Genomic DNA, 14,526 nt, shown 5'->3' on the forward strand with positions numbered 1-14,526 from the left:
TTTTTATTAATTCATTGGATCAATTCCATTTGATGGAACAAAATTATCATCATATAATCCAGGTATCATTAGAATTGGAATTACCGGTGATGGTCTTAATTGTGTGGGTAATGTTGGCAAAGATGGCATATATACAGGAAATACAGGTATAACAGGAAAATCTGGGAACATATGAGGCTTTTCTTTTGGGACATATCTTGGTGTTGGCTGTTTTCTCCAATTCTGAGGAACTGTTGTGACAAAAAACTTATCTCCTTTTTTTAAACCTAGCCCCTTAGTTACCAAGGTAGATAAACCAATTCCTTGAACCCTTTGTTCCCATACAGGAACTGCGGCTACTCTTGCATTTTTACCACCTTCTTCTGACATTGCATATGGAAACTCATCCCATGACAATCCCAATCCTGCTGGTCCTGGGGTTTTTCTAAGTGCATCTCTTCTATTTTGAATTTTTGTTTGTCCACCACCATTATAAGTTAGAATGGACCACTCAGGATGTTCTTTCAAACTTTCCACTGTATGTTTATAAATTTCAGGAGTAAATTCTTCAAATACAAAGTGAATCTTCTTAATATCTGCATCAAATTTTTCAAAATCTGCATATCCATTCTTAAAGGAAATACCAACACCACCTAATGATTCAAATATTTCTTCCCATGCTTTTTCATTTTGAGAAAGCTGATTGGCTTCCTCCATTGTTTCATTTATACTGGCCATCATGTTTGAAATTCCACCTTCTAATAAGCTAGCACCAAACATAATTACCTGTCCTTCAACAACAGCTATCCCACCAGGACTTGGAATAGGATTAAACATACTCTCACTCGCCATATATACCGGCACAAGGCCCAATGGATCTACCATTGTCGATGGGTTACATGCCATAGCATGATATGGGCTAAATAATTGCTGGCCTGATTCAGCAGCCATAGGATCAATACTTAAAAATCGACCTAACTGGGGATCATATTGACGATTATGGAAATCCATCCAGTTTAAGCTTAAATCTTCCCTGTATTCATTTCCCTGGTATCGGTTTTTGTTTAGCAACATTCCTGTTGCAGAACTACCCATTCCTACAATCGGTAAACCATAAGGATAATAGTGTTTCTCCTCAAGTAAAACCCCAGGCTCCAAAGTTACAGTAAGGTTATCAAAATAGGTTGGATCTGAACTCTCCGTACTAATATAAGTTGCAATAAAACCATTTTGTGGAACTTCAATATTTTCACTTTCATCAGTACCAATTCGGCTCCAAATTTCAGAACCATCTGCCTGCCAGATATGACAAAATTCAGGTACAAGCTCCATTCTTTCATCGAAATACAGGAAGTTTAAAAATGCTTTAGGTTTGCCTGGATCAGTATAGCTTGATTGCATTGCCTCATAAGCCTGTTGAAGATTTGAACTGTTCAACAATTGAGCTGCCCAATCAGATGCTACCGAATTTTCATATCCATTTAGTTGTCCGGCAGCTTGAGCCAAGCTGTTCACTATTTGTTCAAATGTAGTACCTGAAACACTATTGGTATTTGGAGCAGAACCACTTTCATAATAGTTATCGGCATTCAAACTTAACTTATCCCCGGTCATAACCTTAAGCATTAAGGTTGTTCCTACCCTAGTAGAACTTCCATCTGCGATCAATTTCGCTGCCTTGAGATCATTGCTATTTATCGTTTCAGGTTTGTCTTCACTTAATACGGAGACTTGGTCAAACGTTTGCTCCTCTTCTACAAGGTTGGCAGTCTCATAAGTAGCATTATATGTTTGTGTCTGTGCAGCAAAACCACCAATCCCGCCTGTTCCTGCTGCATCTGCCACCACACTACGTACATTTCCAAGGTGATCCTTTACAAAATACTGCTCTTGTGTACCACCCTTACTCATATCAGTTCTACCTACAGGGGTACTGATGGATTGTAATGTATCATTTTTGTAAATAGCTGTACCTATATAATTATATATAGTGGAGTAGTTGCCATTTTTAACCAATTCTTGTATTTTATTTCCACTTGCATCATAAGAATACCAAATCCTCTTTGTGGTATCACCATATACAATTTCACTTGGTTTGTCGAACCATGTATAGTTAATGCGTGATATCCCTTTGGATACGTCGGCAAAAAGACTACCAGATGGATTGTAAGAATAGCCAACAGATGAAGTGTATAAATAATCTCCCCTATTATAGTTCGTGGTAGTTGCATCTACTACTTTTTGTATTTTATTGCTATTCGAAAAGTAAGTAAATGTAAGGTTGTCTACATTTGTCGGAAACACCATTTGATTTGCCGCCACAACAGCACGACGTTGAAGGGTAAGGATATTGCCTGTCTGGTCATAAGTCACTGTTTCGGAATAGTCATTAGTACTGTTACTCCAACCGGTAGCTAGGGTATAGGTTGGAGTTGTATTACTACGCAAATAGGCCCCACGCAACATCCGCCCAGCAACATCATAGATATAGCCATAGCTGTGTGCCCTAGTATTACCTGCTCCCGATCCTCTCCAAATCATCCCAGCTGCCAGACCATCATACCTTAGACTATCAAACCCATAATCATATCGTAGTACTTCGCCGAAGGTCATCGATTGGCTATTGTTATTCCCGGTCAAAGTATAGTTCTCATTAATACCCTGCAGTTCTCCCCGAATATTATAAGTGAAATTCTGTGTTTCGGCATTGGTACCATAGGTAATACTGGCCGCTCGGCCTAGTGCATCGTAGGTCGTACTGCTCATTACTCTCCAGGGCTGTGCATTGACCTTATGCTCACTTAAAGTCAAATCATTTGTCTGAATATCATAGGTATTTCGATACCATTCACGAAAACTTGGACCAGTTCCATTTCCATACTGATGTCCATGTGCTGTAACCAAAATTTGTCCGAGAAAGTTATATTGGGAAGCCATTGTGTCCTTTCCTCCTTTGGAATTCTGCGTAACAGTATATACAGGACGGTGTTCATAATCATAAAATGTCTTGCTGTAGCTCCAGTCTTGTAGGTTAGTAGATACTCCTGCAGCAGTAACTGTTCTGGTTGCAGAGGAGGTCTGTAAACCAAACGTACTCCCTCCAACAACATACGCTTCTGCATCGGTTGCAGTATTTAAGAATGGAGATATTAGAGTACCACTAAAGTTTTCATTTGGTAGAGGATGATTACTTTCATAACTATCATAGTAACTAAAACTTTGAATCTGTGTACCCATTAAACTAGCAGAAGGATAAGTATATTGACCAGAGCCCCATAAGTAGTAATTGAGCGTGTTTGCAGCTGGAATTGCTTCTGTCAAGGCTAAATTCTGCCAGTATTCTCTATCATTATCATCTGCAACTAAACCTGTAGCAATGGTTCTTCCTGAACGATCATAAAAAATAGCTTCCCATTGATCATTAAGAAGTTCACTAGTACTTCTTCGCATGATTACTTGGCCTTGCTTGTTATAAATGAGTTCAGTTCTTCCTTCCCCTGGTTTATGCATTGCAAATTGTCGACCTTTTGCATCATAATTATAAGAAAAGCATAGTTCATCAATAATTGCCTGGCTCACAATACCTGAGGCTGCCTCCATTGCCTCTACGGCTTTTGGCGGCAATATATATCGTAATTGCCCTAATTCATCATATATGTAATAGGTCTTAGCATAGATCTTAGGATTACGGACTATTAAGCTTGCTTCAAAAACGGGATTTCCTTCACTATTCTCCAAGGCTAATTTTTCACCTCCTTGGGCAGTTATCATTAAATTACCTTTTAGGCTATTGGCGTTGTAATAACCTATGGGTTGTGGCAAGTCATTGCTTCCAATTTCCCAAATTCTAATTGATGATTGCGGTAATCCTGAGCCTGTATTGCCGTCATTTGAGATTAATACTGTTTTTGTACCCCTCCCCTGACCAATCCGACTTCGGCCAGCTAAATAAGATGTACTACTCCGTTCCGTACTGCTGGAAGTATTGCGAACCATGGATGCAGATAATCCAGCATCGCTAACTTCAGCACCTCCTTCCGAAGGATAACGGCTAGTGTTATGATATTGAACAGATTCATATATAGGAAAACGGTCAAATTTTAAGGGAGATGAATAGGATTGAAAGTTTATTACGTCTTGCAAACTACGAATATCTGAAGGCTGAATTACAAACCTATTATTGCTTCTCCGAACACTCATTTGGTTAGGCGTTCCTTGACCACTAATTATTGTTGTTTTCATTCCAGCCTTATCGGAGGAAACAGTTTCGGTAAATATGGAAGAAGAAGTATCTCTATATTTAGGAGTCAATTGGGTAATCACTTGAATAGGATCACCAAATGAATTGTAAGCACCTTTTGGGATAGGAACTATATTAGTAACATTTCCGCTAACGGATTGCTGCGCTGTATTTGGTACATTATTTTGCCCATACACAAATCCAGGACTAAGTAAAACCAACATTGGCAACACATAGCGGTAAATAAGGCTAATTCTATTTTTCATAAATAATATTTTAAAAGGTCAAAAACCAGATTGATTAAGGATTAAGTGAAGTAGTTGAATAAATATTCTTACTTAATATTTCGCCTTGCTGATTGCGCGTCAAGGTTGGTCGACCTAGCTTATCAAATTCAAAATAGGTGATTCGACCTAAAGCATCTGTAGATGAGCTTATACCAAAAAGGGGTTCATAATTCCAGCTTTGCATAGCTGCCTCAATGGGATGAATTCGTATATCGTCTATTCCGACATTATTGCTGGTATGAAATCCAATTTTTTGTCCTGTAGATGAAGGCATAAAATAGGTTTCGTATTGTTTAAATCGACCAACAACTGCAATTTGTTTCAAGATAAACTGGGTTCCATTTTCAATACCAAAAGAAGGGATCACATTATCTGTTGCCCAAAACGTTGCTCGATATTTCTTTCCCATTGTCAGGGAAGTAGTAAATAAGTCTTTTTGAGATGTAGCAGTTAAGACATAAACACCTTTTCCAGAAATTGGCTTTACCCCTGCAACAGGAAGATAGGGGGCATTTGGATTAGATATGCTGCTACCAGGGTATACAATATTACTACTTGTGAATACTATATTTCCTTGAACGTTTTGATCAAAATCTGCATAAGCTATTTCAGTTTTTCTACAATTAATAATTTCTACAACCTTTTTATCATTCGTTAAATCAAACAAATTGGTTTTATACTTGTCACTTTCAGGCATATAAGTTTCTGAAACATTTCCCCTATTATCAAACTCCATTACTTGTGTTATAGGAACTATATTTGCAGGAAGTCCTGCCGTATTTGTATAAGATAACCCAACATTGTTATAAGGATTTATTGAAGGAAATGATGATTGACCAGTATAATCTGTAAAACTTATAGGTAAGGTAGTTTCAAGCTTAAATATTCCTTTCGTAACCGGGACATCTCCATTTAGCCCCATAGAAAAGATCGATGCGGAAATTAATTTTGCACTTAACCATTGTTGTTCTGGAGTACCAGTCCCCATCTTCCATTGCTCTTTTCCAACTAGAACCTCCATTCCTTTATTCTTCATTGTGATAAGATCTGTACTATTATCAATAACAGAACTTGGAAGGTCGTAGTTATAAACATTTACTTGTTGAATTGTCTGACCACGACTATTATTTACCAAAGTAGATTTAATATTAAACCTACTGTCAAAAGTATATTGAACCGAATCAGCTATAAAATTATTGTCAGACAAATATTTTCGGTTAATAATTTTTTTTGAACGACTTTGACCACGGTATAGTTTATAGGGATCAACTATTACAATAAAATCAGCAATCCAGTTTCTAGTTTGTTCATTGATCTTTGCAAATAGCCAGCCAGTTGATTTGGGTTCAACCATACGTTTCGATTCATTAAATCCGCTATCGACTGATGAGGTAGTATCTATTATAGATTCATATTCAGTTATAGTTTCAGACACTATTAAACCTTTATTGTCATAATTACTAATCTTTAATGGCAATCCAATTTCCCAATCTTTAATTCTTTGTTTTTGAGTAAATGGTTTTTCAATTTTGACAGCTCCGCCTCCGGCAATCAGGATTTTTGGATCACCATTTCCATCTTTAAAATTTGAGAATACATAAGACTTTCGTGAAAGTAATTGTCCATATTGATTTTTTTGATCTATTTGAACGTTACTGTATCCATGATTAGACCCTTTATAGATTGTCATAGGGCTTGAAAAAGTTTCATACCAATTTCTTGTTGTATATAGGCTACTAGGAGCATTGGGATCTCCATTTGCCCAATCGCCATCTCGGTAAACTCCTTCATCTCTGGTGAAACCTTTTGGCATAAAGCGTTGACCACCTGAATAAATAAAGTTATTTATAAGATGTACTGTACTATCATTTAAATCAGTAATCTCAATTTTTTCTATTCTAACTCCATCATTTGCACCTGAACCTACCAGATCAATATCACTACTCATTAGTGCAGAGTTTATATCGCTCAATTGATGTGCTCCATATGTAAAGGTTGTTACACCACCCGTACCACTTAGTATTTTTTTTAGCAGACCATATTGAGCATAAGTCGCATTATCTGACTTATTTGCTAGCGGGTAAATGGAATGAGATGGAACTCCCATATTTTGCCCATTAAAATAGCCGTAGAAATCCAGCCCACCGCCAAATCTACGCTGGATTAAATCGTTATATTGAAATGAATATAAAAGTTGTGAAAGACTACTGTCTCCTGAAAATTGCTTTATATAATTAAGTTTTAAACTATAGCGATCCCGTTCATCCCCTAAGCTTGTGGTAGCAATATTCTGAGGATAGTTAGGACTAGGATTATGAAAGTACGTATAACCGAACCCGTATCGCAAAATATTTTGACCTTCTTTAACAACAATGTCATTCAACTTGGGAAATGTATTGTCGGGATTTGTTGTATTGGGATTGGGAGTAAACTCAGCACGTGAATTTTCATAGTTCAATTCTACAACAATACCATTTGGATAAGTAATTTTACTTACTAAGTCCATATCAGTTTTATTAAAAACTGGGGCTATATTTATTACAGGATTTGGTTGACTCGTAGTAACGGTTTGTACCCATGAAGAATCTTGAGCAATATTTCCTGGAATTTGAAAGCGCTTATAAGTATATTTAACTGTCTTATTTACATCGTAACGAACGGAATCTAAATTCCAGCTGTTTACCAAAGGGCCTTTTGCCCCGCTATAAAAATCTGATTGATATGGTTTGGCTAAAAAAGAGGCTTCACTTCTGAAATATGCAGGTATTACAGCATCCTTTTTTACTCCAGGGCCAAAAAAATATGTAACATTCGTTTTCTTATCTCTAATGGAAATGGGATTCCCATTTATATAATCATATGATTGAGAATTTCCCGGTTCAGATGCTAATTTATAGGAACCATCCCGAAAAAAACGAATTTCATAGTCTGCAAAACTATTTGTAAAAATCTTTCCTGATTCACTTACATAGAAGTTGAATCTTAAATTCCCGGCCGAAACAACGTATTCATCACTTTCTGTATCTCGAAAAATTTTCGTTATTAAGCGTTCCGCTCCTGATTCCATTGCCACCTGCAGCCTACCCTTATACAAATAAAAAGCAGCTAAAGCAGGAACTCCTGCTGGATCAAAATCATATTGCTCAAGTGTATCCACATTCACACGAATATCATCAGGCAATCCTTTAATAATCCTTAAGATTCCCCCTCCTACATTTAAATTCCAGTGCAGACCAGCTGGACCAGCAAGCTCTCGAACTGGTATACCCTTCGTATTATAAGACAAGGAGATTCCAAGTCCATTCTGTTCATAAATTGGGATGTTAACATTGACTGTTCCGTCAAAAAGATTGGGACTATAGAGCTTAGTAACATCCTGTGCCATAATGGTACTAGAAGACATCAAAAGCGATCCCAATAATAAAAGTTGATCTTTCTTCATAAAAATTTAGAATTACTTTATTGGTTAGTTTTAGGTTATTATATTTTATAGCCCAGCCGGATGATCCAGGGGCTGTTGATGCCTGTTTTATCGTTAAGAAAATTATAGCCGATCAGGAATGTACCCTGCTGGTTGCGGTTGATGCGATAGGTCTTCATCAATCCTATATAAACTGCATCCTGTAATAATCCCATTGCCGTGCGTACATTGGAGGCATTGCCATAACGCTCCTGCAGCTGTACATAAGGCCTGTTCAGGGGTTTGAGGCTTTTCTCATAACCACCCTGCAGGCTGATACCCCAGATCAGTTGTCCGTCCAGGAATACTCTTCCGGTCAGGCCTTCGTAACTTAACTTCAGATGCTGCCAGTCACGGCCCAGGCCCAGGCTGGCATCCAGCCCTATGCCAATGCTGATGCGGGGACTATGGCGATAAGCTGCATTCAAACCGGCCTGTAACATAACGGGCTTTTGTCCGTTAGGCGATGCTCTTTGTGTTTGCAGATTGTATTGGTATTCCCATCGTTGCCAAAAGGGTATACCCCGCATAGGGTTCTTCAGATCAGCCATAGGATTGCGGAGGCCCTGCCTGGATTGTTTGATTTTATCTTTAGTATCTCTTATGGTGTTCTTTGCCTCATTAACAGCTTGTGCAGCCTGCATTACTTTCGCGGCCTGTTTTTCCAGTCCCAGCTGTTTGCTATAGTCCTGCACCTGCTGTGCGGCCTGTTGCTGTACCTGTTGTAACTGGTTGCCAAACTGCTGTTCCAATGCCGCATTGACTGAGGATTTGGTCTGGTAGCACATTTGTTTCAGGTCCTGTTCACTCAGGTTTCCTGAAGACATGCCCGGTAGTGATGAGCGGGACAGCATCTCATTGAATCCTTCTATCCCCTGCAGCAGATCAAGGGCTTTCTCTTCTGTTGCATCAGGGTCCTGTACGATCTTCTTCCAGTACTGTGCCTGCTGGGTGCCGTAACCATACGCTTTATTGAGTCTACCTAATTTGGATGCGAAGGCAGATTGGGCCAGTAAGCGGTTTAGGGCATCGCTGCGTTTTTTGAGCTGCCCCTTCAGGTACTCCTGCGCATTCAGCTGGCTGTTGAGTTTATCCATACCGGGTAAGGACAAGCCTGTACCACCAGGTATTTTTTGCTGTATAAAGGATTGTATTTTCTTCAGGCTGTCCAATGCTTTGACCGGTTGCATTCCGGCCATTTTGTTCAGTAATGCCGTATCCATTGCGGTTTTACGGATACTGTCAAAGTTGGCTGCATTTAATTTCTGATACTGTACATATAAAATACTATCGCTGCGTTGCAGTTTAGCTGCCAGACGAAACTCCTGTCGCTGCAGTTTACGCAGCATGCGTTGCTGTGCGCGGGATGCTTCCTGCTGGTATTGCAGGTGCTGGCGGTATTGTTTCTGGATATATACCTCTGCTGCATGCACGACCTCTGTAGAATCCGCAATGAATAACAGATTTTCCTGCGCATAAGCACTACTTATGCAACAAACCGATAGGCAAAAAAGCAATAGGCGACAAATGTTCAACTAATGAAGTTTAGGAAAAAAAATGCAATTAAATTGTGGTAAGAGGCAAAGTTTCAGGGGGCTATTTTTGAATAAAATTATGATGTTTTTAAGAAAACAATAAGATTCTATCCATTGCGTTTTAAAGATTTTTTATTATAATTCTTTGAAGTATCATATTCAATTTTTTGTGTATGAACATCTGAATAGTATGGATGCGCAAAATTAGAAATATCCCAAATTGGCATTTTGGGAAGAACACCCTTATTTTCATGTATATTTTTCCCCTTATGGCATAATTTCAAATGAACACAATACGATACTATAGTAATTGACAATAGCAGAAGTGCAAAGGCGCTTTTTAATAGACGGTTAACTGGCATTTAAATTATTTCAATACTTAGAAATTTAAAAAGTCACACTGGATATACATTGTTTGAGGGCTTCTAGGAAATGGTCGATGGCAGAATGAGCGAAAAAAAGTCGAAAACATAAGGATTTCTCCCTAACCTGAGAGCAATATTAAAACCAATTTTAATTAAAGTCTATAAATTATGTAGAAAATATTTCGGTTTAGCCATATCTTTGTTCGGAAAAACAGAAATCACATGGATATAAATAAGTTGACAGCATCCCATATTAAAGATATCCGCAATAAATTAGGTTACACTATTGAATATGTAGCTGAAAAATTGGATATAGCTAATTCTACATATAGTAGTTTTGAAAATGGCCATACTGAAATAACGCTGAAAAGAATAGTAGCGCTGGCACAGGTTTTTGATATGCCATGGACAGACCTACTTCCAGTAACTAACAATACACAGACCTTCAACGGACATAATGGTCTTAACGGAAACTATAATACAAACCCGACATTAAATAATTTTTTTTCAGATCCTGAAAATATTTCAAAAACGATGGAATTAATCAAGGATGTCTTAACAGGAAATAAAAAATAAATTTTCTCGCTATGAAAGCTACCAAAATAGCTACCAGCGTTTACCTAAGCTGATCCCAACAAAGCATGAAGCCTGCCAGAAAGTGTTTTTCTGTTGCAACAACACGGGTATCGTTTTGGTGTAACAGGCTAGTTGTGCACCGATCTGGAATTGCTGCACAAAGCCGGATGGCCTGTCGGGACTGAATATTACAGACGGACTGATAAATATACCGGGTATACAGCGTAATTCATTCAAACCTTTACTCCACTTATCCGCGCCCAGTATTCGGTTACGGCTCAGGAACAGCTCCTGATTCTCTGCTGTATATGCTTCTGAACTGGCATAAGCCTGTTGCTGGGCATCGTATCGCAGCAGATTAAGGTATACGGGCTTCAGCATGGTTAAAGATAATCCTGCTTCCAGGCTGGCATTCAGGCTTATATTGCCTTGTAAGATGGACGGGACGATTGTCCACTGGCGACCATAACCCAGTTGTGTAGTATAGACTTTATATTGCTTGCCAAATATATACGGGCGGTAGGCTGTCAGTCCGCGGTAAGCGGTATCCTGTCTTTGCTGCCGTACTTCCTTTTCATGGCGGATCTCTGCGACCTGTAGGCGGATGAAGCTTTCATCCTTAGGCTTTTTGTTGAAATGATAATGTACCTGTCCGCTCCATCCTGTGGTATGTAAGCGTCCCCCAACATATATAGCGTGCCTGTAATTGCTGTCTGAACCCCATGCTTTCAACTGCTTTAAACGGGTTGCCGCTTTTTGCTGCTGAGCTTTTGCCTTTGCATGTACCGTAGACTTCTGGGTATTGACCGATTGCCAAACTTTATCCTGTGCGCTCATTTGCTGTGTTTGAAGTAACAAAGATGCGATAGCTCCCAGACAAAACATGACGCAGCCTCGGTTCAAGACTGAATATAAATTTTTAAATCTGGATTGGAAAAGAGTCATTGAAAAAGCAGAGTGGTTTTTAGGCTTGAGAATTCAAAACGCAAGTTATTTCATTTTACAATTACTTTGCAAATACCTAATTATGAAATTCCCTCGTTCCATAATTGTCCTAATCTTCTTGTTTGCAAATAATAATTTGTTTGCACAGCAATCTGTTCCGGCCCTGAACCAGCTGGTACCGGCATACCGTATGCCCTATCATAAATGGCCCTGGCAGGTATACACAACACCTAATGCTCATATGTATTATCCTGCAGGTATGGATAGTGTATGCGCATTCACCCTGGCACATTACCTACAGGAGAAGGCGATTGTGGAAAAGAAAACCGGCATGTCGGTAAAAGGCACTCCGAGCTTGATCATTTATCCTGCTGTAAGCAAGGCTTATGAATCCCGCATTGGGAGCTGGGATGCGGGCACACAGGCTTTCCCCACAATAGCCCGGCAAGGCAATCGCATCATACTGGGTTTTAATGGCAGTTATATAGATTTGACAGCACAGCTGCGCATAGCCTTTGTACGCAATATGTGGCAGCAATCCTTTGGTTATATTAATGGTACGGACATACGCAGTACGGCCAATGAGCTGGACTGGCAATGGTTTAAGGAGGGATGTATACAATACCTGGCCACCGGATTTTCACTGGCTGATAATGATGTATTATATCAATGCTATCGCCGTCAGGCCTTTCCAACCTGGTCTACCATGATACAAACCGCACCCGAGCAACAGCTCATTGCCGTAAAAGGATTCTGTTATTTTCTCGAACAGACGTATCGTAAAGATGCGGTAAAACAAATCCTGTTTCAGCTCAGGAAGAAAAAGACATTTGCCGTAGCCGTACGCCTGGTCTGCAAGCGCTCCTTCGCACAATTGCAGGACCTGTACATGGCATTTTTATACAGCCGTTACGGACAAGCGCAGCAGATTAATGATACTGCTGCCCCGGTATTATCATACGCAGATTCTTTGCTGGAGCATCATCAGGCTAAATTAATATGGACTAATGCAGATACTTCTTCTGCACTATGGATCAGGCAAGGTACTGAAAGCCGCAGTGTATGGATGCAGCAGGCAGGACAGAAACCGAAGAAATTATATACTTATTTATTGCCCTCATGGATCAGTAATTATAACTGGGATACCTATCCGCTGGTACAGGTAAGTGCAAGACGCATCTATATCATTGCCCCGGAAAAGGGATGTATGCAGGTATCGGAATACAGCAGTTCCGGTGCGAAACTTAAGCGCAGCGCATTACCCCGCGGTATAGATGGCATCAGTAGTTTTGAAGCGGTGAGTGAACGGGAGTGGCTGATGACAGCCTATACTAAAGGCCGAAGTGATGTGATCCGTTTCCTGCCGGGTAGCCTGAAAGTAATCCCGGTGACCAATGATCTTGCTGATAATACACTGCTTAATACAGATAAATCAACAGGTACAATCCGCTACTACAGCGGTTATCCTGATCTGGTCAAGCTGAAAAAGAATAGCCGTATAAAAGATAGTATTGTTGCCGATACGATAAAAGGAAGGGCTTATGGCTGGTATAGTAATGCTCTGGAAGGGAAAGCAGAACAACTGCTGATCAGCGACAGTACTGTATTTGAACAAGAATTGCAGGCTGCATTATCTGCAACAGATACTTCATTGTCGCAACACCGGAAAACCTGGTTACTGGCGTATCATAAGCAGAAAAAGACAGACGACAGTATTGCCGCACTGGAAGCAAAGTATACATCACAGGGCGGAAATTCTTTCCTGCAGCAGGTTTTGGGCAGTAATAAGGATACCGGCATAAAAAAAGATTATACCATTTTTGATCCTAAAAAAGTACAGTCCTATCGACTACAATTGCATAGCCTCTGGTTCCAGGCAGCGATCAATAATGATTATTTTATTAATCGTCTGCAACCATATCAGGGCTACCTGGGCACGTATAAGTATCCGGAGATCGGTGGCATGTTCAGCAGTGGTTACAGCGATATCTTTGAGCAGCATCAGTTCAGTATAGGCTATAAATTACCCGCTGGTACAGAAGGTAGCGATTTCTTTGTGCGCTATCATAATAAACAAAAACGACTGGACTGGTATGCACTATATTTCCGCAAAGTAGAAAGCCTGAAACCTGATCCCCGACAGGCATGGGTGGATGCACAGGGTATTCCCTACCCGGCTGCAGCTAAAGTAAAGACGTATTATTATGAACTGGGTTTTAATTATCCGTTTACTTATCATAGTGCAGTAAGTGCTACCATCGCTTATCGTAAAGGCCGTACGGTATTCCTGGCAACGGATCCGTACAGCCTGCCTTATCCGGCATTGCGGGAGCAATGGAACATGAATACAGTGGCACTGAATCACAACCACCTGAAACCAACAGTACACAATAATGCTTTCTACAGCGGCTTTCGCAATAAATTGTTATTGGATGTAATGATGCAGATCGGCAGTAAAAATCCTGCATTTACTTATGGCATCAGTAATCAGTTTGAATGGCATCAACCATTACATAAAGCCATTAACTGGGTTACGATGCTGAAAGCCGGTTATAGTGGTGGCGGGGAACATATCCTGTACACATTCGGCGGTGTAGATCATAATGTAAATGGTAAAGTAGACTCTTCTGTATTATTCAACCAGCAGGCCCCTTATGTATTTCAGAGCCTGGTGACGCAATTGCGTGGCTTTAAACAGAACAGTCTGTATGGTAATGTTTATGGTTTGCTGAATACTGATGTATATGTACAGGTTTTTGATGGCTTGTTTGATTATAAAACACCCTATTCTTTCGTAAACCGACTACAATTAGGTGCCTTTGCAGATGTAGCCTGGGCCAGGGAAACATGGAAGCCGGATGCGCTTTGGCAACAGCGGCATAGTTTCGGCCTCAGTGCCAAAACCATACTGGCCGGTTATCCTATAAGGCTGGACCTGGCTTTTCCGTACAACTTCAGTCAGTCACCGATGTTGCATTTTTCATTAAGGTTGTAAAAAATCTAAAATATAAATCGCGAAATATTCTATTTCACATTTTTGTGTATTATTTTAACCTCAAAATTACCTGATTCACCAGGAATGAAATACTAAGGCCTTGATTTTCAAAAGGCGACTATGCAGATTTGAGCTGTTAAACAA

At 39.7% G+C, this 14,526-nt stretch carries 6 protein-coding genes; 2 read left to right on the forward strand and 4 right to left on the reverse strand.

The features are described 5' to 3' along the window. Window positions 1–6 precede the first annotated feature (6 nt). The 3 genes from M2419_RS10910 to M2419_RS10920 are packed head-to-tail and all read right to left on the reverse strand — an operon-like array spanning window position 7 to window position 9,501. Window positions 7–4,485, reverse strand: coding sequence for an RHS repeat-associated core domain-containing protein (locus M2419_RS10910; protein WP_259254998.1), 4,479 nt, complete (start codon window positions 4,483–4,485; stop codon window positions 7–9). 34 nt (window positions 4,486–4,519) lie between these two features. Then, window positions 4,520–7,948 (reverse strand): hypothetical protein, encoded by a 3,429-nt coding sequence (locus M2419_RS10915; protein WP_259254999.1) that lies wholly within the window; start codon window positions 7,946–7,948, stop codon window positions 4,520–4,522. 38 nt (window positions 7,949–7,986) lie between these two features. Then, window positions 7,987–9,501 carry a hypothetical protein gene (locus tag M2419_RS10920; RefSeq protein ID WP_259255000.1) on the reverse strand — a complete coding sequence of 505 codons (1,515 nt, stop codon included), beginning with the start codon at window positions 9,499–9,501 and terminating at the stop codon, window positions 7,987–7,989. Between the two features lie 587 nt (window positions 9,502–10,088). Here M2419_RS10920 and M2419_RS10925 point away from each other — a divergent pair. Continuing rightward, window positions 10,089–10,442: a helix-turn-helix transcriptional regulator gene (locus tag M2419_RS10925; protein WP_259255001.1), complete on the forward strand. Its 354-nt coding sequence runs from the start codon at window positions 10,089–10,091 to the stop codon at window positions 10,440–10,442. 30 nt (window positions 10,443–10,472) lie between these two features. On the opposite strand, the gene M2419_RS10930 is transcribed toward M2419_RS10925, so the two are convergent. Then, on the reverse strand, window positions 10,473–11,279 hold the full coding sequence (locus tag M2419_RS10930; protein ID WP_259255002.1) for a hypothetical protein: 807 nt from the start codon (window positions 11,277–11,279) through the stop codon (window positions 10,473–10,475). A 190-nt stretch (window positions 11,280–11,469) separates the two neighbouring features. On the opposite strand from M2419_RS10930, the gene M2419_RS10935 reads away from it, so the two are divergent. Further along, window positions 11,470–14,382 (forward strand): hypothetical protein, encoded by a 2,913-nt coding sequence (locus tag M2419_RS10935; protein ID WP_259255004.1) that lies wholly within the window; start codon window positions 11,470–11,472, stop codon window positions 14,380–14,382. Window positions 14,383–14,526: the final 144 nt, after the last annotated feature.

The organism is Sphingobacterium sp. BIGb0116 (genome assembly GCF_024808035.1).
GTDB classification, from domain to species: Bacteria; Bacteroidota; Bacteroidia; order Sphingobacteriales; family Sphingobacteriaceae; genus Sphingobacterium; species Sphingobacterium paramultivorum.